The sequence below is a fragment of the Acidocella aquatica genome (assembly GCF_030160635.1).
Classification (GTDB): domain Bacteria; phylum Pseudomonadota; class Alphaproteobacteria; order Acetobacterales; family Acetobacteraceae; genus Acidocella; species Acidocella aquatica.
Genome location: NZ_BSOS01000073.1, coordinates 133,629 through 157,988, shown reverse-complemented (window position 1 = coordinate 157,988; position 24,360 = coordinate 133,629). Strand labels below are relative to the sequence as shown.

At 61.7% G+C, this 24,360-nt stretch carries 21 protein-coding genes; 8 read left to right on the top strand and 13 right to left on the bottom strand.

Going from position 1 to position 24,360, the window contains the following annotated elements:
* Positions 1–42 precede the first annotated feature (42 nt).
* Positions 43–927, bottom strand: a complete 885-nt coding sequence (locus QQJ84_RS13620; RefSeq protein WP_284258840.1) for a hypothetical protein — start codon at positions 925–927, stop codon at positions 43–45.
* Positions 928–1,223: 296 nt separating this feature from the next.
* Here QQJ84_RS13620 and QQJ84_RS13615 point away from each other — a divergent pair, with 296 nt between their 5' ends.
* The gene (locus tag QQJ84_RS13615) at positions 1,224–1,499 is read left to right on the top strand and encodes a hypothetical protein (RefSeq protein ID WP_284258839.1); all 276 of its coding nucleotides are present in this window, start codon (positions 1,224–1,226) and stop codon (positions 1,497–1,499) included.
* 37 nt (positions 1,500–1,536) lie between these two features.
* On the opposite strand, the gene QQJ84_RS13610 is transcribed toward QQJ84_RS13615, so the two are convergent.
* Complete coding sequence (locus QQJ84_RS13610; protein WP_284258838.1) at positions 1,537–2,028, bottom strand: hypothetical protein; 492 nt, start codon at positions 2,026–2,028, stop codon at positions 1,537–1,539.
* A gap of 425 nt (positions 2,029–2,453) precedes the next feature.
* Between QQJ84_RS13610 and QQJ84_RS13605 the strand changes: the two genes are divergently transcribed.
* Positions 2,454–3,872 (top strand): outer membrane beta-barrel protein, encoded by a 1,419-nt coding sequence (locus QQJ84_RS13605; RefSeq protein ID WP_284258837.1) that lies wholly within the window; start codon positions 2,454–2,456, stop codon positions 3,870–3,872.
* Positions 3,873–4,063: 191 nt separating this feature from the next.
* On the top strand, positions 4,064–4,603 hold the full coding sequence (locus QQJ84_RS13600) for a hypothetical protein (protein WP_284258836.1): 540 nt from the start codon (positions 4,064–4,066) through the stop codon (positions 4,601–4,603).
* A gap of 132 nt (positions 4,604–4,735) precedes the next feature.
* Here QQJ84_RS13600 and QQJ84_RS13595 read toward each other — a convergent pair whose 3' ends face one another.
* The 4 genes from QQJ84_RS13595 to tetH form a co-directional block, all read right to left on the bottom strand.
* Entirely contained in the window at positions 4,736–5,638 is a 903-nt protein-coding gene (locus QQJ84_RS13595; protein WP_284258835.1) for a c-type cytochrome, read from the bottom strand.
* The gene (locus tag QQJ84_RS13590; RefSeq protein ID WP_284258834.1) at positions 5,635–6,276 is read right to left on the bottom strand and encodes a c-type cytochrome; all 642 of its coding nucleotides are present in this window, start codon (positions 6,274–6,276) and stop codon (positions 5,635–5,637) included. Before QQJ84_RS13590 ends, QQJ84_RS13595 begins: the two co-directional genes overlap by 4 nt.
* 17 nt (positions 6,277–6,293) lie before the next feature.
* On the bottom strand, positions 6,294–7,340 hold the full coding sequence (locus QQJ84_RS13585) for a substrate-binding domain-containing protein (protein ID WP_348522683.1): 1,047 nt from the start codon (positions 7,338–7,340) through the stop codon (positions 6,294–6,296).
* Between the two features lie 66 nt (positions 7,341–7,406).
* A complete protein-coding gene (gene tetH, locus QQJ84_RS13580) occupies positions 7,407–8,240 on the bottom strand; it encodes a thiosulfate dehydrogenase (RefSeq protein WP_284258833.1) in 834 nt (277 codons plus the stop codon).
* A 223-nt stretch (positions 8,241–8,463) separates the two neighbouring features.
* Here tetH and QQJ84_RS13575 point away from each other — a divergent pair, with 223 nt between their 5' ends.
* From QQJ84_RS13575 to QQJ84_RS13565, 3 genes are read left to right on the top strand one after another with little or no spacing between them, the layout of a single operon-like run.
* Positions 8,464–10,797, top strand: a complete 2,334-nt coding sequence (locus tag QQJ84_RS13575; RefSeq protein WP_284258831.1) for an HAD-IC family P-type ATPase — start codon at positions 8,464–8,466, stop codon at positions 10,795–10,797.
* Between the two features lie 6 nt (positions 10,798–10,803).
* Positions 10,804–12,015: a BaiN/RdsA family NAD(P)/FAD-dependent oxidoreductase gene (locus QQJ84_RS13570; protein WP_284258830.1), complete on the top strand. Its 1,212-nt coding sequence runs from the start codon at positions 10,804–10,806 to the stop codon at positions 12,013–12,015.
* A 31-nt stretch (positions 12,016–12,046) separates the two neighbouring features.
* Positions 12,047–13,843, top strand: coding sequence for an ABC-F family ATP-binding cassette domain-containing protein (locus QQJ84_RS13565; protein ID WP_284258828.1), 1,797 nt, complete (start codon positions 12,047–12,049; stop codon positions 13,841–13,843).
* Between the two features lie 76 nt (positions 13,844–13,919).
* On the opposite strand, the gene QQJ84_RS13560 is transcribed toward QQJ84_RS13565, so the two are convergent.
* The 6 genes from QQJ84_RS13560 to gltX form a co-directional block, all read right to left on the bottom strand.
* The gene (locus tag QQJ84_RS13560) at positions 13,920–15,854 is read right to left on the bottom strand and encodes a phospholipase C (RefSeq protein ID WP_284258827.1); all 1,935 of its coding nucleotides are present in this window, start codon (positions 15,852–15,854) and stop codon (positions 13,920–13,922) included.
* Positions 15,844–16,521 carry a type 2 periplasmic-binding domain-containing protein gene (locus tag QQJ84_RS13555; protein WP_284258825.1) on the bottom strand — a complete coding sequence of 226 codons (678 nt, stop codon included), beginning with the start codon at positions 16,519–16,521 and terminating at the stop codon, positions 15,844–15,846. The genes QQJ84_RS13560 and QQJ84_RS13555 overlap by 11 nt, the downstream gene beginning before the upstream one ends.
* A gap of 79 nt (positions 16,522–16,600) precedes the next feature.
* Positions 16,601–17,941: a ribosome biogenesis GTPase Der gene (gene der, locus QQJ84_RS13550; protein WP_284258824.1), complete on the bottom strand. Its 1,341-nt coding sequence runs from the start codon at positions 17,939–17,941 to the stop codon at positions 16,601–16,603.
* 7 nt (positions 17,942–17,948) lie between these two features.
* Positions 17,949–19,256 carry an outer membrane protein assembly factor BamB family protein gene (locus QQJ84_RS13545; RefSeq protein WP_284258822.1) on the bottom strand — a complete coding sequence of 436 codons (1,308 nt, stop codon included), beginning with the start codon at positions 19,254–19,256 and terminating at the stop codon, positions 17,949–17,951.
* Between the two features lie 8 nt (positions 19,257–19,264).
* Complete coding sequence (locus QQJ84_RS13540; RefSeq protein ID WP_284258820.1) at positions 19,265–19,930, bottom strand: tetratricopeptide repeat protein; 666 nt, start codon at positions 19,928–19,930, stop codon at positions 19,265–19,267.
* 50 nt (positions 19,931–19,980) lie between these two features.
* Positions 19,981–21,312, bottom strand: a complete 1,332-nt coding sequence (gene gltX, locus QQJ84_RS13535) for a glutamate--tRNA ligase (RefSeq protein ID WP_284258818.1) — start codon at positions 21,310–21,312, stop codon at positions 19,981–19,983.
* Between the two features lie 428 nt (positions 21,313–21,740).
* On the opposite strand from gltX, the gene QQJ84_RS13530 reads away from it, so the two are divergent.
* Together QQJ84_RS13530 and QQJ84_RS13525 are read left to right on the top strand one after the other, a co-directional pair.
* On the top strand, positions 21,741–22,538 hold the full coding sequence (locus QQJ84_RS13530; protein WP_284258817.1) for a hypothetical protein: 798 nt from the start codon (positions 21,741–21,743) through the stop codon (positions 22,536–22,538).
* Positions 22,539–22,629: 91 nt separating this feature from the next.
* Positions 22,630–22,938, top strand: a complete 309-nt coding sequence (locus QQJ84_RS13525; protein ID WP_284258815.1) for a hypothetical protein — start codon at positions 22,630–22,632, stop codon at positions 22,936–22,938.
* Positions 22,939–23,173: 235 nt separating this feature from the next.
* Here the strand turns inward: QQJ84_RS13525 and QQJ84_RS13520 are convergent, their stop codons facing one another.
* On the bottom strand, positions 23,174–24,316 hold the full coding sequence (locus QQJ84_RS13520; RefSeq protein ID WP_284258814.1) for a GNAT family N-acetyltransferase: 1,143 nt from the start codon (positions 24,314–24,316) through the stop codon (positions 23,174–23,176).
* Between the last annotated feature and the right edge of the window lie 44 nt (positions 24,317–24,360).

Sequence of the window (24,360 nt, the reverse complement as noted above, 5' to 3'; positions counted from 1 at the left end):
AATCCAGTTTGCCCAAATCCATCCGCGAAAAAAAATCCTTTTTCAGCCGTGGCCGCTCAAAATCGCCAGCCGCACCTCTTCCGCCTTGGCCGCGATGTCAGCGGTTGCCTCGGGTGTCAGCGGTGGAAGGCCGAGGATGGTGTTCACCGCGGTCACCGTGTCGGCACTGATCGGGATGGTCTTGTCCGAGGCCGAGCCCAGGAAGATCGCATACAGATCGTTACTGGTCGAAGGCGTTACCGTCACCCCGGTCAGCGCGGTGGAGCCGGTCATCGACAGGTTCTTGAGCAGGCCCAGGTTTTCAAGCGGCGAATCAATCCGCACGATCGAGGGATAATACGTCTGCACGATATAGGCGAACTCAGCCGCGGGCAGCGAATAAAGCTGCGCCACGGTCATTGTCAGATCCGGCTGGCCATCAGCGGTGAGGGTCATCACCGTGGTGCCCATGGTGGTCCAATTGCTCACCGTCTCGGCAAGCGCTTTGTCGATCACGTGTTCCGGCGCCCGCGCCACGCTCAAGCGGCCAAGTTCAACGGCCGGGATACCTTCCTTCGCCCAAACCGGGCGCCCGCCGGTGGTGCCCGCCGCCGGCCTGCTGCTGTTGTCACCGCCGCCAAACCGCGGGCCTTGCTTGTCGGAGCTGGTTCCATCAGTCCCGGTTTCAGTCCCGGTGGAGCCGCCTTGCCCGTAATGGCCATTAACGCCGGTTGAACCCCCCTGGCCCATCGCGGAACCAGATGTCCCGCCAGGCGCATGGCTGCTACTGCCCCCCCCGCTGCCGCTGCCAGTGGATTGCGCATAGGCATTATCCGTTAGCCCGGAGAGCGAGCGCGACAGATGCGGCATCACAACCGCAAAGCTCAGCGCGGCCGAGCCAAGCAGAATATGCCGTAAAATCCGGGATGTGCGTGGATTGATTTTCATGTTCGTGTTCCTTCTGTTGTGCTGATAAAAATATGTGTTGTTCAGGGTGAGCGCAGAACCTTGTTGTCCACGCCCCAACTCCCCTGGCCCTCGTGGATGAAATGCTCACCCCCGTTCCCGCCGCCGATCGGCCCGGTCGCCGAACCATCTGCCGGCGGAACGATGCCGCCGCTGTCTCCGCCACCATCGTGGCCGCCGCCGCCGGTATGTCCGCCGTTTGATTCGCCGCCGCCCAGGGTTTTCCCGGTCCGCTGTCTGTGGCGCCGTGCGCGTTCCCCCGGCGTTTTGCCGGCGCCATGCCCGCCCCCAGACTCGCTCCCGCCAGACTCGCCGCCCCCGCTGTGGCCACCGCCAGACTCACCGCCCCCGGACTCGCCACCCCCGCTGTGGCCACCCCCGGATTCACCGCCACCGCCGGACTCACCGCCCCCTGCGTGGCCGCCACCCGTTTCGCCGCCCCCGCCAGCCTCTTGCGCCAATACACCGCGCGGGAGAGCAAACAGCAGCCCCGCCACCCCAAGCGTTCCCAACAGCCGCCGCCGTGGCATTTCCAAAGACGTTATCCAATTTGAATCATTTTGCATGGTAAAGCACCTTTTTGTCCTCTGGTCAGCGAGCGCCTTGCTGACGAAATGCCTCCGCCGCTGATTGAATGGCCTTGGCGCGCGCCGGCGTTGCGCTGACACACAGCAGCGCATTCACCTGGCGATAGCGTGCAACCGTAATCGGCACCGCGCTTGCCAGCGCCAGATAACTCGCAGCTAACGCCGTATCGGGCATGCGTTTTCCAAGTTCTGCCTGATAATCAGCTAATAAATACAATTCCGTCTTTGATGGACCGGCCACGAAACCAGGCGCCAATTCCATCTGGGCAGCTTGCAGGCGTTGAAGATTTGTCCCGGTAAAACGTTGTTTATCCGTAATGTCAAAACGATAATCACCACACCACGCACCACGTGGCGGCGGCTCAAACTTGCTCCCCGTCAACGGGTGCTGCGGTGACGAAACATTTTCGGCAGACGCGCGGCCAACCGGAAGTATCGCCAAAAAACCTGCAAAAACAACGCTATAAACCAACTTCATATCAGTAAATATGGCCATATCATATATCACCAGATACTATAAATGGCGTGGAACACGCCGGTTTTATGTTGCTAAGCTATTGCGTAATCAGATTGTGGTGTCATTGATATGAATCAAGCGTGCCACGCGCCATTCTGGAAATAATGAAAAAAAGAAGAATGAGTGCGCTAAATAAATGGTAATACGATAATGATGGTTGATGTGAATCAATGCATGACTGTATCCTTCATATAAAAGTGCCGTCATTAAAATTGTTGTAAATATGAATGTAAAGGCGCCCGCTCATGAGGCCTCTCAACGTTAAGCTTCAATCTCTGGCACTTCAATCTCTGGCAATTGCAGCGGCGATAGCGTTTGTTCCGCGGGTTGCGCATAGCGCCACCGGAAGTGACACGGTTACGCAACAACTTGGGGTTGCGGCGGAGGCGGGGCCTCGCGTTTTATTGGACAGTCTGGCGAGCATACTTGCCGCCGACCCATCCCTGGCAGCCACGCCCGAGGCGGCGGCCACACTTGCCCGCGCGGCGGCCTCCCCAGTGCCTGATTTCGTGGGGGCCAATCTGCCGGTTTATCTTGAGATCAGCAGCATGATTACCGCAGCCGCCCCGCCTGCACAGCGCGATGCGGTGCATCAGGCGGTAAGCCGCGAGCTGACCCGTTTCGTCGCGACGGATGTTCGCATCATGCCGCCGCTGCAGCCCGAGACCATCGGCAACGCCCCCCGGCAGGCGCCCGAAGTTGGTGGCCCAGGCTTCAAGGTTGGTTCCTTTACCGTCTACCCCGAGGTTCAGGCCGGGTTATTCTACGACAATAATATTTATGACACACGCACCGGCAAAGTCGCTGATAAAGTCGGCAGTATCTCTCCCCGTATCGCCCTAAAGTCCAACTGGGACCGCAATGCGCTCTATGCCGAGGCCGGAACCGATTTGACCGGCTACCTTACCAAAGGCAGCGAAAACACCGTTGATTGGCACGCGCTTGTCGAGGGGCGGATCGATGTCGATCGCAACACCCGCGTCCTGCTTGGCGCCTCCACGCTCATGGAACATGAAGACCGCGCCTCGCCTGACGCGGTGGAAGGGCTGACCCCAACCCCGTATTGGGAGCAGAACGGTTATGCCGGCGTGGTGCACCGCTTTGGTGATTTCAGCGTGCGCGCCGGTGGCGCCGTGGAGCGCATAACCTTTGGCAATGTCGAGGCCACGCACGGCTCGATCAACAATCATGACCGCGACCGCAACCGCTATACATTTGGTGTGTCCGTGCGCGACGATGCACAGCCAGGCTTCCGCCCCTTTGTCGAGTTCCTGGAAGACCTGCGCCGTTATGATCATTCCCCGGATGATTTCGGCTACAGGCGCAACTCTGACGGCTACCGCGCAAGCATCGGCGCGTTGTTCCGTATCTCCCCGGCCTTGTCGGGCGAGGCATCCGTCGGTGTGATGGCACGAAACTATACCGACCCGCGGTTTAAAACCATCACCACGCCAGCGGCCGATGCCAATATTCGCTGGCAGGCGGCGGATAACACCGCGGCCGTCGTGTTTCTGGACCGCTCGATCGAGGAAACCACGCTCTCCGGCAGTTCAGCCTATATATATACCGTGACGGGCGGCCGGGTGGAGCAGACGCTGAGCCCGGATCTGACCGGCTTTGTGCGCGCGGCATTCGCACATAGTGAATTCCAGCAATCTTCGCGATGGGACAACGAGGCGGATATGTCAGTTGGTGTGCGCTATTACCTTACCAGCCTGTTCTACATCGGCGCGGATTACCGCTACACGCAGCGTGTATCAGGTGACTCCACCGTGAATTTCTCGCGCCATCAAGCATATTTAATGCTCGGCACGGCATTCTGAGTTTTATTGTTCTGACGCCGTTTTGTAATTCAAGAAACCATTTCCACCATCATGTTTAATTTTTAATATGCCAGCAATTGAATTGAAAGTTTCAAATTATCCGATTTGATTCAGGTCAATGACCATTGATGTCTTCTTCGCTAGAAAATTTAAATCTGAATCGAGTATTTTATTTAAGGGAGAATTTTGTGATGAAAACGAGAGAAATGGTTTCTGACTCAAAACTTCGTGGAAGTGCCGTGATCGGATTTGGCGGTTTAATGGTAGTGCTGGCTGGCGTCGCGCTTATGAGTGAGTCCGCCATGGCGCAGACCCCGCTGCAGACCCAAACCCAGGATCAGTTGCAGACCCAAACACAAAACACAAACCAAAACCAAAATATGATGCAGAACCAAAACGGGACACAGACCCAGGGGCAACTGCAGAACCAAAATCAAAACATGAACCAAAATCAGAATATGATGCAGAACCAGAACAGGACACAGACCCAGGGTCAACTGCAAAACCAAAACATGAACCAAAATCAGAATATGAACCAAAACCAAAACCAAAACATGAACCAAAACCAGAACAAAAAACAAACCCAGGAGGAGCTGAAACAACAGGAGCGCAAGCGTAAACAGGAGGAGCTGAAACACCGTAAGCTCTTGGGCGGCAGCGGAATGGGCGGCCTTTCCGGCGGCGGGGGCATGGGCGGTGGCGGCGCTGGCGGTGGTGGCGGCAGCCACTAAAACGCGGCGAATATCTCCTCAGCGGCCCGTGCGTTGGTTGGCAAATATTGTCTTCGCCAACAGCCCGGGCCGTTGTATCGTGGCCCCCCGCGGGGGCGCACCACAATCATCAGCCGGTAAAATCCGGCCCGTTTATTGCGCCGTTGCCCCCAGAACATGGCCGTTCACCGTGGTGCCATAGAGCGAGAGCGGATTGTCGTGGAATTTCGCCCTTGTCTCGGCCACGCTGCCGGTGAAGCGCGGGTCCTGCGGGCGGTCCTGGCTGTCGATATAGGCCGCCACATCCCATGCTTGCTGGGCGCTCAGCGTGCCCGCCATGCCGAGCGGCATGTTGGCCTGAATAAAATCGGCCGCATTGTTGATCGTGCTCATACCCGCGCCCCAGTTGTAGGAATTCTTGCCCCAAACTGCAGGAAACACCACAGCCCCATGCGCCGCCGTCCCCGCGCCATCCGCCCCGTGGCAGAGCGAGCAGTTTTGCGCATACACCACCTGGCCGCGCTGGTAGCTTGGGGGCTGCGCCGGTTTGGGCAGCTCAGGGTAGCCGCGCCCCGCCATTTTGGCCCCGGTTGGCGCGTTCGTGGCAAGCCAGAACGAGTAGGATTCGAGGGCCACCATCACCGCGCTGTCAAGCGGCGGCGCCTTGCCGTTTTCGCTGAAGCGGAAACACCCCTGCAGCCGTTCGCCAAACGTGTTCACCTTTTTATTTTTCGAGCGATAGGCCGGATACGCAACATAAGCCGCCCACATCGGCGAGGAATTCGCCAGGCGCCCGCCGTCCAGATGGCAGTTATCGCAGCTCAGCGTATTGCCGGTGAACTGCGGCGCGTATTTTGGCGTGTTGCGGAAGATATTCTCCCCCAGTTTCACCGCATCGCCAAACGGCCCCGTGGGCATGGCGGCTTCTCCCGGCGGCGAAAATGTTGCGGGGGCCGGTGCCTGCGCCCGCGCCGCCCCATTGGGGAGCGCCAGCCAAGCAGCCCCGCACAATGCCAGCGTCAATACCCTGCGTGCTTCCAATTTAGCGGACTTCATGGCTTCGCTCCGTTAGCGGTGTTGGCGGGCAGGGCGGCATAATAGGCTGCCACGGCGCTAATCTGCGCCGGGCTAAGCCGGTGCGCGATGGCGGACATCAACCCCAGCGGGCCCGTTTTGCGCGTGCCGTCCCGCCAGCCGTTCAACTGCGCCGCCAGATACACCGCCGGCTGCCCCGCCAGCCGCGGAAACTGCGCCCCCACACCAGCGCCGCCGGGGCCGTGGCACGAATCGCAGGAGGGAATGCCATCGGCCAACCCCGCCTGCCAGTCTCCCCGCTGCGCCAGATCAGCGCCAGGGCCTGCGGGCAGGGCAGGGGGCACCGGTCCCGCCGGAACGGGCAGCGCCGCGTAATAATCGCCCAGCGCGGCCATATCCGGGCCGGTGAGCGGAGTGGCCATGCCACCCATGATCGCATTGCCCCGCTCATGGTTTTTGAACGCCGCAAGCTGCGCCTGCAAATACGCCGAGGGTAGCCCGGCCAGCGCGGGAAAGCCGGAAGCCTGGTTCCCCATGCCGTTGGCGCCGTGGCAGGCGGCGCATTCGCTGGCCTGCGGCGGCGTTGCCGCGGCGCTTATCGCCGGCCCGCCAAGGCAGACCGTCAGTGCAATCACGAGACCACGAAGAATACGAGACATGGCGTTTCCTGTTTTTGTTATCCCGCGGGGGCCGGGCCTGGCGTACTCCCCGTATAGGGCTTGAAGTCATAGCGTTCAAAAATTTCCAGCGCGGCGGGCGAGTGGATAAATTCCAGCCACGCCTTGGCGGCATCCGGGTGCGCCGCACCCTTCACCATCGCCCCCGCATAGATCGCGGTCGTGTTCAGCGCGGCGGGGATGGGAACATCGCTGATCGGATGCCCCGCCTGCTCCTGGAACACCGCTTCAGACTTCCAGGTGATCCCGGCATCGGCCAGCCCCTGCATCAAAAACAGCGGCGTCTGCCGGTGGTGGATATGCGTGAGAATCGTCGTGCCATTGGCAACGCCGGTCTCATAAACCTGCTTCTCCAGCGCCGCCCCCCCGGCCTTCACGAGTGATGCCTGAATTTGCCGCGCGATGCCCTCATATGCCGGGTTGGGCATCACCAGCCGCAGCCCCGGCCTGCCCAGATCCGCCAGCCCGGTGATATGCGCCGGGTTGCCCTTGGGCACCATGATCGTGAGATTATTGGTGACATAGGGCACCGCCGGTCCGGTGAGTTCGCCTGTGGTGATGAGCGCCTCAACCTTCTTCAACCCGGCGAAATACGCATCCGGCCTGGCCGTGAACGTCATGTTGCCGGAAGTGAAGGTCCCTCCCTCCTTCATCGCCGTCACCAGCATCCCCGGCGGAATCGTCACATAAAAAATGCGCCCTTTATACTGCGGGTTCTGCTGCTCAAACGCCGCCACCAGCGGCGCCATCGCAAAATAGTAGTTGCCGCCGACATAAAGCACGAGTTTGGGGTCAGTGAGATCGCCATGGAAATCCGCCATGACATCAACTTCCGGCACGGTGAATTCAAAACCCTTGTTCACCGCATCATTATTCTCGCCATGCTGCCAGGGCGGAAAAATCTGCCCCTCATAGCGCGGCGGCTGCGCCTTGCCGTTCCAGCCGATATCCGCCGCCGTGCCGGTGGCGGGCTGGGCGCGCGCATATCCAGCCATCGCGCCAGCCACCGCCAAAACAGCAATGGCCTGGAGACTCCTCGTCAACATAGACCTCTTCAAACACATGAGTCCGGCCTTTTCAGAAAATCAATGAATGTCAGGGCGGCAACAAAATCACACCGCGTAATCAAAACCTGCCTTCTGCAGCTCAGGCAATGTCCCAACCACGCCGGGGCTCAACACCACGCCTGGAATGAGATGGTTGGTCAGCTCCGCCGCCAGCGCCTCATGTGAAAGATTGTCTGGATTCACGCCATTTTTCAGCAACGCGGCGGAGAACTCCCACACCGCGTTGTGGCAGCCAACAAACACCACGCCACGGTTCTGCAACACCGTAATGCTGTTGGCCGCCGGAGAAAATGCCCCGGCCGGATTGTTGAAATCCGCCGCGTCAACCGCGGCCGCGGCCGGAACATCGATCAACGTGTTCGACGCGAACTTGCCCTTGGTGACATCCGCCAGTTTATACTTATCCCAGATCATTTGATCATATAACGCCAGATGCGCGGTGCCATGTGTGGCTGAGACCGCGAGAAAATCAGGGTGTTTCCAGGACCACACCTGCGCGTTCAACGCATTGCGCATCAGGTTGAGCCAGGGGCTCTCGATGACGGTATTATCCCAAACCTGCTTTGGTCCACCGCGATAGGCGATAAGCGCGTCCAACGCCTCGCTGTCCCACTGGTCGGGCGAAGTGAGAATCATCGGCACGGTCTTGAAATCCCGGCGGCGGGGAATCCCCGTCAGTTTCGCGGTCAGCGCCGCGAGCGTCCCGGCTGATTTCATCTCCAGCGATCCAGCCGATCCAGCCGGCGTTTGGGCCGAGGCGGTTTGCATCGCCATCGCCGTAAGCCCCACGGTGCCAATCGAAAGCCCGATCCCGCGCAGCAGATTGCGGCGGTTGGCACCGCTTTCGGCGGCAATGGCCTGATTCGAATCCTGCGTCATGGAAATTTCCTCATTATATGTTGTGATATGTTTTGTTGTGCAGAGCAAAATTTATACTTAACTGTGTGGATGCTATACTTATTGGATTTTCTGTACAATTAAATTTCTGAATGGGAATGATCGTTTTTCCTGATGGTTTTCGCAGGATGCGGCATTGTTGCGGAAATGACATTCAACGGTAAGCTTGCAGCCATGGGGACCATACACCAGGAGGACACCAAAGGTGGACGCGCAAACCGGGCCTGAACTCTCCAGCGCCGAAGCCGCCTTGCGGCTGCAACAATTCGGCCCGAACGCGGTGGCCGAGACCTCCGAGCACTGGCCGCGCGCATTGGCGGCAAAACTATGGACACCACTTTCCTGGATGCTCGAGGCGACAATCCTGCTGGAACTGTTTCTCGGTCACGGCCCGCAGGCGCTCATCATTCTGGTCCTCCTGCTCTTCAACGCGGTTCTCGGCCTCAGCCAGGAGGCGCGCGCCAAGGGCGCGGTCGCCGCCCTGCGGCAAAAACTCGCGGTGATGGCCTCGGTCCGGCGCGACGGCGCGTGGCTGCGCATTAATGCCGCGGGGCTGGTCCCCGGCGATCTGGTGAAACTCGCCCTCGGCGCGGTGGTCCCGGCTGACATTAAAATCACCGCCGGCACGGCGCTGATCGACCAGTCGATGCTCACCGGCGAATCCCTGCCGGTTGAACGCAAAGCCGGTGACACCGCCTATGCCGGCGCCATGGTCCGCCAGGGCGAGGCCACGGGCCTTGTCACCGCCACCGGCGCGCGCACCTATTTCGGCAAAACCGCCTCGCTGGTGCAGGATGCCCGCAGCGTCAGCGGTGAACAGCGCGCGGTGCTCGCCGTGGTGCGCGACCTGGCGCTCATCAACGGCGCCATCGTGCTGGCGATGCTGGTCTACGCGCATGAGATTGGCCGCAGCTTCGATGAGTCAGTGCCCCTGCTGCTCACCGCGCTGCTGGCCTCCATCCCGGTGGCGCTGCCCTCCACCTTCACCCTCGCCGCCGCGCTTTCCGCGCGCTCCCTGGTGCGCGGTTCAGTGCTGCCAACCCGCCTCGCCGCCATCAACGAGGCGGCGACGATGAGTCTGCTCTGTACTGACAAAACCGGCACGCTGACCAAAAACGCGCTCTCGATCCAGAGCATCGCCTGTTTCGGCGGCGCTGATGAGGGCGCCGTGCTGGCCGCCGCCGCCGCCGCCTCGTCGGAGGGCGGCGATCCGGTCGATCAGGTCATCATTGATGCCGCCCGCGCGCGCGGCGTGGCGGTGCCCCTGGCCGCCGCCTTCGCCCCGTTTGACCCCGCCCGCAAATACGCCCAGGCCAGCCTGCCGAACGGTGATCTGCTGCGCAAAGGCGCCCCCGGCGCCTTGCTCCCCGCAGGGCTGACCCCGGAGCAGGAGGCTGCGCGCCAGCGTCTCGCGCAAGCCGGATGCCGGATTCTGGCGGTCGCGCGCATCACCGGCAACACGGTGCAACTGCTCGGCCTGCTCGGCCTCGCCGACCCGCCGCGTGATGATGCCGCTGGCCTCATCGCCTCCCTGCGCGCTCTGGGGGTGCGCGTGGTGATGGTCACGGGCGACGCCCCCGAGACCGCCGCGGTGATCGCCCGCGCGGTGGGCATCACCGGCCAGGTCTGCGACTCAGCAACCCTGGAGACACTCAAAGCCCCGGACGATTTCGCCGTTTTTGCGGGCGTGTTCCCCGAGCAGAAATTCCGGCTGGTCAAGCTGTTCCAGCGCGATGGCCACGTGGTCGGCATGTGCGGCGATGGCACCAACGATGCCCCGGCCCTGCGCCAGGCGCAAATGGGCATCGCGGTTGCAAGCGCGACCGATGTCGCCAAGGCCGCCGCCGGGCTGGTGCTCACCTCGCCCGGTCTGGCCGGCATCCTCGGCGCCATCCACGAAGGCCGCGCCGCCTTCCAGCGTATCCGCACCTACACGCTCACAATGGTGGTCCGCAAAATCGCCTTTGCCGCCTATCTGGCGCTCGGTCTGGTCATCACCGGCCACGCGGTGCTCACCCCGCTGCTCATGGTGCTGCTCCTCATCGTGAATGACTTCCTGACAATGGCAATCACCACCGACCGCGCTTTGCCAAGCGCGCACCCCCGGCATTGGCGGATCGGCCGCATCATCGCCGAGGGCTGCCTCTACGGGCTGGCGACGCTGGGCTACGTCACGCTGATGCTGCTGGCCGGGCACGCAATCTGGCATCTGCCGCTGCTTCAAATCCGCACGCTCTCGTTTCTCACGCTCATGCTGGCGGTGCAGGCGAATGTCTATGTGGTGCGCGAGGAGCGCTGGTTCTGGTCCTCCGCGCCAAGCCCCTTGCTGGCGGCGTCGAGCCTGGTGATGGCCGCCTCCAGCCTCATGGCCGCTGGTTTCGGTGTGCTCATGGCGCCGCTTGGCAGCAACATTCTAGCCGCGATCGCCGCCAGTGTTATCCTGTTCCTGTTTCTGCTCGATCTATTGAAGCGTCTGGCCGGCCTCCTCGCGCATCGCCCGGCGGCCGAGGTGGCCTTTCCCCCGCCGCCCGGTGCATAAGGGCGCGTGACCGAGCCAACGCCCCCTCCCTACCGCGCCGCGATCATCGGCGGCGGCCCCGCCGGGCTGATGGCCGCCGAGACTCTGGCCCAGGCCGGTCTGGCCGTCACCGTGTTTGAGCGTATGCCAAGCCTCGGGCGCAAGCTGCTGATGGCCGGGCGCGGCGGCCTCAACATCACCCATTCAGAGCCGCTGGAGCGCTCCCTCACCCGCTATGGCCCGGCAGCGGATTGGATGTCCCCCCACCTCGCCGCCTTTCCGCCCGATGCGCTGCGCGCTTGGTGCGCCGGGCTGGGCCAGCCGACTTTCGTGGGCAGCAGCGGCCGTGTGTTCCCCACCATCATGAAAGCCAGCCCCCTGCTGCGCGCCTGGATCAAGCGGCTGGAAGCCCTGGGCGTCCATCTCGTCACCCGCGCCAGCTGGACCGGCTGGGACGCTACCGGCCGCCTGCAATTTGCCGATGGCGCCACCTATGCCGCCGATGCCGTGGTCCTCGCCCTGGGCGGCGCCTCCTGGCCCCGCCTGGGCGCCGATGGCGGCTGGACCGCGCTACTGCCCGATGTCCACATCACGCCCTTGCGCCCGGCCAATTGCGGCTTCAGGGTGAATTGGTCGGAACATTTCTCCCACCGCTTCGCCGGCACCCCGCTCAAGCGCATCACCCTCTCCTGCGCCGGGCGGAGCGTCCCCGGCGAGCTGATGCTCACCCGCGAGGGCATCGAGGGCGGCGCCGTCTACGCGCTCTCAGCCCCGGCGCGCGAGCTCATCGCCCGTGACGGCATGGCCGACCTGCGCCTCGACCTGCGCCCGGATCTCACCGCCGAGACCCTCGCCACCCGCCTGGCGGGCGGCGGCAGCGAATCCCTCACCAACATCCTGCGCAAGCGTGCCGGCCTCTCCCCGGCGGCCATCGGCCTGGTGCAGGAGGCCCGCCATGCCGGGGATGCAACACCCCTGGCCCTGCTCATCAAATCCCTGCCGCTGCGCTTAACCGCCCCCGCCGGTCTGGCGCGCGCCATCTCCACCGCCGGGGGCATCAGCCTGGAGGAGCTGGACGAAAACTTAATGCTCCGCCGCCGCCCCGGCGTGTTCGCGGCGGGGGAGATGCTGGATTGGGAGGCCCCAACCGGCGGCTACCTGCTGCAAGCCTGCCTCGCCACCGGCATAGCCGCCGCGCGCGGCGTGCTGACATGGCGCGCCTGCGCCGCCGCCCCTTGAGTTAGCGTGCATCTGCGGCCACAAGCCCTGCATGGCTTCTCCTCCGCTGCTGCTCCTCACCGATATCCGTGTCTCCCTCGGCTCCGTCCCCCTGCTTGATGGCGCGGGGATCGGCGTCGGCGCCGGTGAGCGCATCTGTCTGGTCGGGCGCAACGGCTCGGGCAAATCCACCCTGCTCAAAATCGCCTCGGGCGAGATCGCCTTTGACGGCGGAACCCGCTTCCTGCAACCCGGCACCACCATGCGCTACCTGCCGCAGGAGCCCGATCTCTCGGCCTTCGCCAACACCATGGAATATGTCGAGGACGGCCTCGGCCCCAATGATGACCATTACCGCGCCAAATATCTGCTCGAGCAGCTTGGCCTCACCGGGCTGGAAAAGCCCAAAAACCTCTCCGGCGGCGAGGCCCGCCGCGCCGCCCTGGCCCGCACCCTGGCCCCCAATCCTGATCTTCTGCTGCTCGATGAGCCCACCAACCATCTCGACCTCCCGGCTATCGAATGGCTGGAATCCGAGCTGAAAAGCCTCTCCGCCGGCATCGTCCTCATCAGCCATGACCGCCGCCTGCTGGAAAAACTCTCCCGCAGCATCGTCTGGCTGGACCGTGGCCAGACCCGCAGGCTCGACCGCGGCTTCGCCCATTTCGAGGCCTGGCGCGACGAGGTGCTGGAACAGGAGGAGCGTGATTTCCACAAGCTCGGCCGCCAGATCGCGCGTGAGGAAGACTGGCTGCGCTACGGCGTCACCGCCCGGCGTAAGCGCAACGTCAAACGCGTCGCCGGGCTGGCCGCGCTGCGCCAGGCCAAGCGCGAACACAACAAACAGGGCGAAGCCGCCAAAATGGGCGCCGCCGATGCCGCCACCTCCGGCAAGCTGGTGGTGGTGACCGATAAAATCAGCAAATCCTACGCCGGCCGGCCGATCGTGAAAGACCTCACCCTGCGCGTGTTGCGCGGCGACCGGCTCGGCATCGTCGGCCCCAATGGTGCTGGCAAATCCACGTTGCTGAAACTCTTTCTCGGCCAGGAGCAACCCGATTCCGGCGAGCTGAAACTCGGCACCAACCTCAACGTCATCACCCTTGACCAACAGCGCGCCGCGCTTGACCCGGCGGTGACCCTGGCCAGCACGCTCACCGGCGGCAAGACCGACATGGTCCAGGTCGGCGAGCAGAGCCGCCACGTCATCGGCTACATGAAGGACTTCCTCTTCAAGCCCGAGCAGGCGCGCACCCCGGTCGGCACCCTCTCGGGCGGCGAGCGCGGGCGCCTGTTGCTGGCCGCCGCCCTGGCCAAACCCTCCAACCTGCTCATCCTGGACGAACCCACCAACGACCTCGACCTTGAAACATTGGATTTGTTGCAGGAAATGCTGGGTGAATACCCCGGCACCATCCTGCTCGTCAGCCATGACCGTGATTTTCTCGACCGCGTCGCCACCTCAACCCTGGTGGCCGAGGGCGATGGCAAATGGGTCGAATACGCCGGCGGCTATTCTGACATGCTGGCCCAGCGCGGCCATGTTCTGGCCGAGCCGGTAAAACAGAAAACCACCGCCCGCACCGCGGCACTCGCGCCCACGGCTGCTCCGGCCACGGGAAAAATGAGTTTCAAGTTGCAGCATGAGCTGAAAACGCTGACCGCCGAGATCGAGAAACTCCACGCCACGATCAAAAAAAGCGAGAGCATCCTCGCCGAACCCGGCCTCTACAACAAGGACATCAAAAAATTCAAAGCCGCCTCCAACGCCCTCACCGAGGCGCAGGAGCGCCTGGCGGTGGCTGAAGAACGCTGGCTGGAGCTGGAAGTTCTGCGCGAGGCGGGTTAGAGCCGGATGACATGAGATGTAATCGCAACGCGATTCAATCTCATGTCTGAATCCGCCTCTTGATCATACGCTCGCTCTATTGCGCCGCCGTCGGGTCTGTCTTCGGCCGAGGATTAAAATCCGCCGGAATATGGTTGACGATGCCCTGGGCAATATCCACCGGCACAATCCCAATCACCTTGCAGCCTTGGTTGTTGTCAGGCGGTATCGCCGATATATCCGGCGTCATCGCATAAGCGGCGGGCAGGGGGCTTGTCTTGCCCTCCAGCCGCGCCGGGTCAAACGCCGAGAGCAGATTGCCCACCCCCGGCGTGTTATCATCAGCCGGCCCCAGATACGCCTGCTTGAACATCTTCAGCCCCGCCACCCGCGCCTGCGCTTCATCGGGCAGATCCGCCAGCGGCGGAAGATTATAGAGCAGATCGATGAATTTGATCACGCTGGCATGGTCGCCGCTCTCATGGCTCACCACATGCGCGCGCGCATACGGAGAGATGACAATCAGCGGAATCCGCGGCCCGCGCGAGAGCGGCAGCCCCTGCGGATCATATTCCACAAATGTTGGCGGCACATGGTCGTAATCACCCTCGGATTCATCATAGGTGATGATAATCGCCGACTGCGCCCAATATTTGCTCCGCGCGATCGCATTCACCTCGCGCGCCACCAGCGCCTCGGAGATCGCCGAGTCCGAGTATCCCGGATGATCGTCATCGCCCTGGAAATTATGCTGCACCGCTGGATCATTGAAAGCGGGCTTCAACCCAGCGATATTCCTGAACCCGCCGCGCAGGTAATAAACGCCCCCGGTGGATGACAACCGATCCGCACCAATGTCGCTAAAAAAATCTCCAAGCCCGTGCAGGTTCGCGGTCATTTCCGGGTTGTTGGCGACATAGCCGAAATACTGCGGCCCGTTATGATGGCCGATATAGCCGTCGTGCTTGTCAACACCCTTGTCATTCGGTTCGGTGTCATAACCTTCCTCATACCAGCCCCAGGGCAGCTCGGCCGCCTTGCTGGCGCTCAGCGCGGGAATATCCTGCCGCACATCGGCCAGATCAGTGGCCGGGTCCTTATCCGCCGCCGTCACTTTCCGCGCGTTATCCCCGGTCATGCTCAGCGGCAGCGACGCATAAGTCTGGTTCAGCGCCGCGATCACAGGATGTTTCGCGCCATCATGCGGATTTTGCGGCATGCCGCTGTTATCCCCTGCATTGCCGGTGCCCCACAGCGGATCATCATCCGTCACCACAGGTTCGCCCTGGCCCTTGAGCAACCCCTTGGCCCCCACGGCCTCATCGGGATGCTTCACCCATTGCGTCTCGCCCGTCTGCCCCGCGATCATCGCAATCGCGTTCGGCGTCGAGGGTCCGATGGTGTGCTGAAAAATATTGTCGAACAGCACAAAGCGGCTGGCGAAATTCCACATATACGGGATCGTGTTGCAATCCTCATAAGCCATGGTCAGCTCGCCATATTGCTTGGCCATCAGCGATGGCAGGCTCTGCCCCGGCGCGATATATTTCTTCTCTTCATCCAGCGCATAATGGTCCATCCTGGCCACGCCGTTCACCACGTCCATCTTCTCGGCCATGTTGATATGCGCATGGTCCACGTCATCAAGGTCCGCCGCATATTGGTCCGGGCCGAGGCGGAAGGGCGAGATCATCGCCATGCTGCCATCAACATTCTCAATCGGCTGCGAAAATCCCGGCGTCGCGGCGGGTGCCTGCGAAAACAACCCGTTGGCGCCGGGGAAGCTGCCAAAATAGGAATCGAACGAGCGATTTTCCTGAAAGATCACGAAGACATATTTCACATGCTTGCGCAGCAGCGCGATCTCCTGCGCCTGGCTGATCGCGGGCTCGCGCGCCACCATCGCCGCGCGCGCGGCGGCCGGGCCGCCCGGCTGCGGGCTCAGCGCATCGCCATAGGCAAATGGAGCCTGCAGCAGCGAGGACGCCGCCACCAACGCCGTGACACGTTGTAAAATCAGCTTAAAGGCCATGGGTATTTTCCTTGATGGTATGCGCAACCAGTGCAGCCCAGCCGGAAATGCCGGCGGGCGTGGCGGCGCGGATTGGATTATCGCCGAGATTATCAGGGAGAATGACATCATTGCGCCCCTCGTTCGCCCGCAGGCCAATGAGCAATGATTTGCGGGCCGTAATCGCATCGCAGCGTCCCGCCACATAAGCGTCGTGCATCTCATCGGTTTCCTGAAACACGAATTCGCGCAACGCGATCTTATGCGCGGCGAAATAGGCGGTCAGATTAAAATCCTCAGGCGAGCCCGGCTCCACGCAAATTTCCGCATTCGCCAGCGCCGCCGCATCGCGCGCCTTGGAGCCAGCCGGAACCATGATCGCCTGATTGTCGTTATAGATCACCGGGCCGGGCAAATACCCGGGGGCAATATCCCCCGCCGGCACAAAAATCACACTGCGCCCCCGCCCCGGCGGCGGCACATCGCTATCCTGCATAATCGGCGTAAAGAGCGCCCGCGCGCCAATCTGACCGGCAATTTTCTGGCAGAGCGTAATCTCCAGCCCATGCCAGGCGCCACTCACATCAGGATACGCCAGCCCCGGCGCCACCGTGCCGCCGCACGCCAGAGTCCGTGCCGCCGCGGGGGCGCCGGTGAGCACGAGCATACAAAACAAAACATAGCGCATGCCAGCTTCCTAGCCGCCGCCCCGCCGCGCGGCGAGGGGGCCAGGATGACCGTTTCATGGCATTTGCGCCAGGCCGCGTTTACTTGTCGTGATAAGGGTTATCCGTCCCGCGCAGCATGATCCGGATCGGCACGCCAGGCATCTCAAACGCATCGCGCAACGAGTTCACCAGATAGCGCATGTAAGTATCAGGCACCATCTCGGCGCGCGTGCCAAACAGCGCGAAGGTCGGCGGCCGGGCCTTCACCTGCGTGATATAACGCAGCTTCAGCCGCCGTCCTTCCACCATCGGCGGCGGAAAGCGCTCCAGCGCATGTTCAAACCAGCGGTTCAGCGCGCTGGTCGGCACGCGCGTGTTCCATTTCTCATAGGTCTCGCGGATGGCGGGGAACAATTTGCCCACACCCTCGCCGGTCTCGGCTGACAAAGGCACCAGCGTGATGCCCTTCATCTGGCTCAGCGAAATCGAAATCCGGTCAATCGCCGCCTGCTTCGCCTTCGCGCGGTCTTCCACCGCGTCCCATTTGGTCAGCGCGATCACACAGGCGCGGCCCTCGCGCTCAATCAGCCGGGCGATGTGCAAATCCTGCTCCTGCACGCCCTGCACCGCATCCACCGCCAAAACCACCATCTCGGCCCGCTTCAGCGCCTCGATTGATGACGAGGTGGACATCCGCTCCAGCCCCTCATCCACCTTCGCGCGCTTGCGCAACCCGGCGGTGTCAACAAGCCGGTATAATTTCCCATCCGGCCCGGTCAGGTCCACCGCCACCGCGTCGCGCGTCAGCCCCGGCTCCGGCCCGGTAATCATCCGCTGCTCGCCCAGCAGATGGTTCAGCAGCGTCGATTTCCCGGCATTCGGCCGCCCGACAATGGCGAAATGCAGCGGCAGATTCTCCGCATCCTCCGCGCCCTCTTCCGGTGGCGGCGGCAACAGATCCGCGATATCGCGCATCAGGTCATAAACGCCCTCGTTATGCTCGGCGGAAATCCCCACCGGCTCGCCCAGGCCCAGCTCATAGGCTTCCATGGTGGCCGCCGCCCCGCCGCGCCCCTCGGCCTTATTGGCCACCACCAGCACCTTTTTGCCCGTGCGGCGCAGCCACGAGGCAAAATGCTTATCCTCCGGCAACAGCCCGGCGCGCGCATCGAACACAAAGAGCACCAGATCCGCCTCATCCACCGCGCGGCTGGTCGAGGCGCGCATGCGCCCCGGCAGCGTATCGGGTGCCGCTTCCTCCAGCCCGGCGGTGTCCACCAGCAAAACCTTGGTGCCCGCCAGCGTCGCCTCGGCTTCCTTGCGGTCGCGCGTCACCCCCGGCGTATCGGCGACCAGCGCGAGCCGTGACCCCACCAAACGGTTAAACAGGGTCGATTTTCCGACATTCGGCCGGCCAGTGATGACAACGCGCGGGATCATGGCAGTTTCAGGCGTAGGCTGTGAGCTTGGCGTCGCGCGTGAGCTGCAGCAGCAGCCCGCCCGCGGCAATCGGCGCCATATCCGCGGGTCCTGCCAGCTTGGCGGTGGATTTGATAACCCCCGCCACCGCATCAACCAGCGCGATCTCGCCACGGCTGTTGGTGAGCACCAGCATGCCGTTCACCAGCACTGGCCCGGCCCAGAGCAGGGGTTCCTTTTTCTTTTTCATATTGCCGAACGCCGGCATCGGCAGTGACCAGCTGACCAGCCCGTCATCGGCATGGATGGCGGAGAGCGTCTGCGTGCTGTCCAGCAAAAAGGCGAAGCCCCCGGCCAGGCAGAACGGCTGCGCGCCGCTGGCGCTATGCGTCCACACCTTGGCGCCGGAATGCAGGTCAACCGCCATGGCGGTGTTGCCCAGGCCCAGCGCATACACCACGCCACCGGCGATCACCGGCGCGGCGACGATGTCGGAGAAGTCGAGCGAGCTGGCCTGCCCCGAGGCGGCGGCAAGGCTCTGCTCCCAGAGCGGCGCGCCGGAATTGGCGTCAAGCGCCGCCAGCATGCCGGAGGCAAACCCGGCGACGACAATGCCGTCAGCGAAGGCTGGCGCGCCCGCAATGGCGACCGTGGCGCCGGTGTTTTGCAGCACCTGGCCGGTAAAGCGCCAGCCCGGCGCGCCGGTGGCGGCGTCGAAGGTCAGCAGCAGGTCGTTTTGCGTGATCAGCGCCACCAGCCCGCCGGCGATCATCGGCGCCGTGCGCGTGGGAAAATCCAGCGCCTGCCGCCAGAGGATTTTACCCGTCCCGGCATCGAGCGCGAGCAGCTCGCCATAGCCGGTGCTGGCGTAGATCCGCCCCTGGTCATAGCCGATGCCGCCGCCGATATTGGGTTCGGTGGAATGCTTCGGCCGCGTGCTGGTGCGCCAGGCCCTGGCGCCGTCAGTGGCGGAGAAGGCGGCAACCTCGGCCGTGGCATCCATGGTGAAAACCTGGCCATTGGCGAGGATCGGGCTGGCCAGCAGCGGCTGGCGGAAACCGCCGCCCTGGCCCGCCGAGGCCACCCAATGCCGGGTGAGACCAAGCGGCCCCGCGGCATTGCCCGGCGCATGCGCGGCATTGCCCAGCACCTGGGGCCAGTCAGCCAGCGCCACGGCCGGCGGCAGGCTAACCGGCGGCGCGCTGGCGCTCACATCCAGAGCGCCGGTATCGGGCAGCACGGGTATCTGTGTGCCGATAATCGTCACCTTTGGCTTGGCGCAGGAGGCGGCCAGCAGGCCAAGCGAGAGGGTAAGGGCCGTACGACGTCGCATCATGTTCTGTGTCATCCGTTCAACTTTGCGAGCAAACCTTCGGCGCGGTTACGCACGCCGTCCGGGGAGCCGGGGTCGGCTGCGATCTGCGCGAGCAGCGCCTTTGCCAGATCGTTTTTGCCTTCATGCAGATAGACCAGCGCCTGCGTTTCGCGCGCCAGCCCGTGGTAGGCATTCGTATCGGCGGTCAGCGGCTGCAGCCGGGCGAGCACATCGCCATCCGGCGCATTGCCCAGCGCGTGCTGCGCCCATAATAAATTGGCGAGGCCGCGCAACAGCGGATCGGCGCTGCCATCATCGGCCACATTGTTCCACAGGCCCTCGGCCTGCGTGGCCTGGCCCGCATTGGCATACAGCGCGGCGGCGCGCAGATCAGCCAGGGTGCGGTAGCCTTCCGGCGCGCCGGCCGCGAAATCAGTGAGCGATTTCGCCCCCGCGAGCGCCTGATCGCTGGTCAGGCCGGTCCCCGCGTCGTCCAGCGGCTTGGTCAGGGCCAGATAAGCGGTGGCGGCCTTGTTGTTCTGTTGCTGTTGATACCAGGCATGAAACTGCTGCCAGCCCACCCCCGCCAGCACGGCCAGCATCGCGAGCAGCAGAAGCCCGCCATAGCGTTTGGCGAGCGCCACCGCGCGCTCATTGCGCAGATCCTCTGAAACCTCGTCAAAAATATCAACCACGCGCCCGACCTTACCGTTCAGCCCGGACCGTCTTAGCCGGGCAGCGACCGCTATACAACGAAGCGCCGTAACCGCGCCATGGTGCGCTCATGGCCGATGAGCGGCAGCAGCCCGGCCATTTCCGGCCCCTGGTCCTCGCCGGTGAGCGCCACCCGCAGCGGATGATACAGCGCCCGTCCCGCCGCCCCGGTCGCGGCGGCAATCGCCGTGGTCCAGGTTTTCCATGAATCCGGCCCCAGCGGGGCAGGGGGCAGTGTCTCCAGCGCGGCCTTCAGCACCGCCTCGCCATCCCTAATCTCGCGCGGCAGAAAATCGCCATGCACCACTTCCCACCACCGCCGCGCCTCGCTCAACATGTCGAGATTACCGCGAATGGCATGCCAGAAATCCTCCCCGGCCCCTTCCGGCAGGCGGGCTTTCACATCCTCAAAGCTGAGCGCGTGCAGCAGCTTGCGGTTCAGCGTCAGCAGTTGCCGCGCATCAAATCGCGGCGGCGAACGGCCAAAATCAGCGATGTTGAACGCCGCGATCAACTCGTCCATTCCCAGCGGCGCGGCATCCTTATTGGTGCCCAGCCGCGCCAGATACGCCGTAATCGCCGCCGGCTCCACCCCATCCGCCCGCAGGCTGCGCAGCGAGATACTGCCGATCCGCTTGGAGAGCTTCTCCCCATCCCCGCCCGAGATCAGCGGCAAATGCGCAAACCGCGGCAGCGGCCCCTTGCTCACCGCCTGGAACAGATCAATCTGCACGGCGGTGTTGGAGACATGGTCCTCACCCCGGATGATATGGGTAATCCCCATATCCGCGTCATCCACCACCGAGGTGAACGTATACAGCGGCGTGCCATCCGCGCGGATCAGCACCGGGTCGGAGACGGTGCCGAGCTTAATGTTGCGGCTGCCCAGCACCAGATCATTCCACGCAACCGCGCCGTCCGAGAGCTTAAAACGCCAATACGGCCGCTTGCCGTTGGCCTCCGCCGTGGCGCGCTGCTCCGCGGTCATGTTCAGCGCCGCCCGGTCATAAACCGGGGGCAGCTTGCGCTTCACCAGCGCCGCCCGCTTGGCCGCCAGCTCATCCTCATTCTCAAAACACGGATACAACCGCCCCGCCGCCTTCAGCCGTTCGGCAACCTCCTCATAGCGCGCCGTGCGCTCTGACTGCCTGGCCGTCTCGTCCCAGGTGATCCCCAGCCAGCGCAGATCGTCATAAATCCCCTGCTCATACTCCGGGCGGCCCCGCTCGCTGTCCGTATCATCCAGCCGGAGGAGAAATTTTCCCCCCTCATGCCGGGCGAACAGATAATTTACCAAGGCGGCGCGGGCGTTGCCGACATGCAGATACCCCGTGGGGCTGGGCGCGAAGCGAACTTTTGTCATCCAATGCGGGTTAAACCATTCTGCGCCCGGCGTGAAGTTGCCACCAAGGGCTTCGCCCTTGGACCCCAGCAGGGGGTTCCACCCCCTGCACCCCGGCCCCGGCCCCGGGCCTGAGGCCCGGACCCCATTTGTTCAGACAATTATGAACTTGGCTAAGTGGCGCTGTGGCCGAAGTTGCGGTTTTCGAGCCATGGCGGCCGTTCCTCAGCAAGCACAGCCAGCCCGTAACCACCCGTTCGGCTGGCCTGTGTCCATCGCGCCGTCCTGCCCGTCCGGTTCCGCCGGAGGACCTTTAGAAAGGGCATAATTTTGTATACCATACTTTCAACGCGACGCTTTCCATATGGGAAATACCCGTTGAGGAAAAAAATTTGCAAATGAGAACTAAAAAACAGATATAAACACACTCTTGGTTAAGGACTCCACCAATGTTGTTGCTCAATGTTATTATGGGATATGTCTTTCCCTACAAAAAAAGTGGAAAGCTTCTTCTTCGCGCTGAATTGACAAGACTGTGCGTTTCGTTGGATTTATTTCCGGTTGGGTGCTTAGATGAATTAGATCAATTAGGAATCATCGCCTATAATCATAGCTTGATAGACCTTAAAAACAGCCGACCAACAGCACTCGCCGATATGGTCGAAACAATCAATGACATCGCGAAAAATATTACAAATTATCTCGCTGGCCAATCCCAGGTGACTGACGGCGATAAAGTCTATAACATATTAGAGAAGCATAAAGTCGTAGATCGGAACCTGATTTCAAAAGAATATACATACGAAAGAGGTGAGTACGAAAACATGGTCCGAGGAGCGTACCGTTTAAACGAGGATCTCAGAAAGATAATAGCAGAAGGGAGAGATAAACTTCGGCGGCTAGGAAAAGAAGGGATCCAAATTTCTGATGTCGGCAATTTAGTTGATAAACTTAAGGCAGCCGACAATTTGGCGGCGATGAATGTTCAAGTTCCTCGAAAATCATCAGAAATTGAAAACGCGATCGTTTTTGATTTTGAGGGGTTTAATAGTCATGTTCGTCCAAATGCACTTTATTTTAAAGTTCCCCACGGTGTTTTGATCTCCACAAAGGAAAAACTTAAATCCAGCAGAATCAAGACGCACAAAGTCTATGAATACATTATAGACGAACTAGATGAAGCAACTTCAGTTTGGGAACGATTTCAAGACGAATCGTTATCAAGAAAATTTTCACTTAAATTCTAAAATCTGCGAATTTGTTGAATTCTATCACGTCGTTACTCGATATTATAATAAAAAAGTGTGATTATTATTGGACTTGAAGCGGAAACATGCAATGGCAAAACGATTTTGGCTAATTAGAGGATACAAAGAATTCGAAACAATCTATGAAGAGTTTATCCCCCAAGGATTATTAAGCGATAGGAAGCTCAGAGAATTGCTGACCTGCTTGGCTGCGAAGGAGGGAGTAACCTACAATGAGGTCGCCGGGGTATATGTAAAGCGCGGGACAAAATTAGCACACGGTGCTTTGGATGTCCAAAAAAACGAGACGAACCTGGAATATATTTGCGGAAACTACCCCAATTTTGTTGCCGTTCTTGTTGATGAAAATCACGATCTGATCAAAAGGAATTTATTGTGATCGGATGGTGCAGAAAGCGATGGGTAAGCGCAGCGCTACCCATCGCTTTCGTGCCGCATCCTGGTTGATGGGTTTCGATTCGCTGCACCCACCCTACGAATTTCTGATCATTTCGGCAATGGCGGCATTCCTGGTCTGGCAACCGAAACATGCCATTCCGCTTCCCACCCAAAGCCGAATGTTAAGCTGACCGGCGACGCAGCGAATATGCAGGGATCACCCTCGCCACCGCCCCTCACTCCTTCTTATACGGACTCTCCGCCGTCATCGCCGCCATCGCCGCTTCCATCTCCGGCCGTTCCGCCTCCAAAAACTCCCCCACCGCGCGGCGCAACCCCGCATGTCTTATATAATGTGCCGAATAAATCGGCCGGGGCAGATACCCGCGCTGGATTTTGTGTTCCCCCTGCGCCCCGGCCTCCACGCGCTTCATGCCATGGGCAATCGCGTAATCAATCGCCTGATAATAACACAGCTCGAAATGCAGAAACGGCACATCCTCCGTGCTGCCCCAGTTGCGCCCATACAGCACATCCCGGCTGCGCAAATTCAGCGCCCCCGCAATCGGCCGGCCGTCGCGCTCGGCGAGCATCAACACAACGCTCTCCCCCAGCCGCTCGCCTAATAGAGTAAAGAATTCCGGCGTCAGATACGCCCCGCCCCATTTGCGGTCCACGGTCGAGGTGTAGAATTTGTAAAACGCGCGCCATACCTGCGGCGTCAGTTCCGCGCCGCTCAGCGCGCGAAATTCCAGCCCAGCTTGCGCCTCGCGCCGCTCGCGTTTTATCGCCTTGCGCTTGCGCGAGGCCAGCGCGCCCAGAAAATCCTCGAAACTCCCATAGCCCTCGTTTTCCCAATGGAACTGCGTGCCCAGCCGTTGCAGCCATCCGGCCTCGCCCAGCGCCGCATATTCCGCCTGCGTGCAGAATGTCACATGCGCGCCCGAGCAATCCAGCTCCTCCGCCAATTGCTCCAGCGCCGCCGCCAGCGCACCATAAGGCACCCCGGCGCGCACGAGCAGGCGCGGCCCCGGCACCGGCGAGAACGGCACGGCAACCTGCAATTTTGGATAATAATTCCCCCCCGCCCGCTCGAACGCCTGCGCCCAGGCATGGTCGAACACATATTCACCGTAGGAGTTGGTTTTCGCATATACCGGCGCCACCGCCACCACCGCGTCCGCCTCATCGCGCAGCGTGATATAACGCGGATGCCACCCCGTGCGCGGGCCGACCGAGCCGCTGTCCTCCAGCGCCGAGAGAAACGCATAAGACATAAACGGATTATCGCTGGCCGCGCATGCGTCCCACGCGGCTTGCCCGATCCCGGCAATCCGGGGATAAACCCGCAAGCTTAAAAGAGGTGTACCATCAGCCATGCCGCACCATATGCGACGGGCAGGGCATTTCGCTAGTAGGATAA

Bases quoted from the DNA above. Each gene is read 5' to 3' on its own strand.
- QQJ84_RS13620 (WP_284258840.1), bottom strand. From the start codon at position 927: ATGAAAATCAATCCACGCACATCCCGGATTTTACGGCATATTCTGCTT.
- QQJ84_RS13615 (WP_284258839.1), top strand. From the start codon at position 1,224: ATGCCCGCCCCCAGACTCGCTCCCGCCAGACTCGCCGCCCCCGCTGTG.
- QQJ84_RS13610 (WP_284258838.1), bottom strand. From the start codon at position 2,028: ATGGCCATATTTACTGATATGAAGTTGGTTTATAGCGTTGTTTTTGCA.
- QQJ84_RS13600 (WP_284258836.1), top strand. From the start codon at position 4,064: ATGAAAACGAGAGAAATGGTTTCTGACTCAAAACTTCGTGGAAGTGCC.
- QQJ84_RS13595 (WP_284258835.1), bottom strand. From the start codon at position 5,638: ATGAAGTCCGCTAAATTGGAAGCACGCAGGGTATTGACGCTGGCATTG.
- QQJ84_RS13590 (WP_284258834.1), bottom strand. From the start codon at position 6,276: ATGTCTCGTATTCTTCGTGGTCTCGTGATTGCACTGACGGTCTGCCTT.
- QQJ84_RS13585 (WP_348522683.1), bottom strand. From the start codon at position 7,340: ATGTTGACGAGGAGTCTCCAGGCCATTGCTGTTTTGGCGGTGGCTGGC.
- tetH (WP_284258833.1), bottom strand. From the start codon at position 8,240: ATGACGCAGGATTCGAATCAGGCCATTGCCGCCGAAAGCGGTGCCAAC.
- QQJ84_RS13565 (WP_284258828.1), top strand. From the start codon at position 12,047: ATGGCTTCTCCTCCGCTGCTGCTCCTCACCGATATCCGTGTCTCCCTC.
- QQJ84_RS13560 (WP_284258827.1), bottom strand. From the start codon at position 15,854: ATGGCCTTTAAGCTGATTTTACAACGTGTCACGGCGTTGGTGGCGGCG.
- QQJ84_RS13555 (WP_284258825.1), bottom strand. From the start codon at position 16,521: ATGCGCTATGTTTTGTTTTGTATGCTCGTGCTCACCGGCGCCCCCGCG.
- der (WP_284258824.1), bottom strand. From the start codon at position 17,941: ATGATCCCGCGCGTTGTCATCACTGGCCGGCCGAATGTCGGAAAATCG.
- QQJ84_RS13545 (WP_284258822.1), bottom strand. From the start codon at position 19,256: ATGATGCGACGTCGTACGGCCCTTACCCTCTCGCTTGGCCTGCTGGCC.
- gltX (WP_284258818.1), bottom strand. From the start codon at position 21,312: ATGACAAAAGTTCGCTTCGCGCCCAGCCCCACGGGGTATCTGCATGTC.
- QQJ84_RS13530 (WP_284258817.1), top strand. From the start codon at position 21,741: ATGTTGTTGCTCAATGTTATTATGGGATATGTCTTTCCCTACAAAAAA.
- QQJ84_RS13525 (WP_284258815.1), top strand. From the start codon at position 22,630: ATGGCAAAACGATTTTGGCTAATTAGAGGATACAAAGAATTCGAAACA.
- QQJ84_RS13520 (WP_284258814.1), bottom strand. From the start codon at position 24,316: ATGGCTGATGGTACACCTCTTTTAAGCTTGCGGGTTTATCCCCGGATT.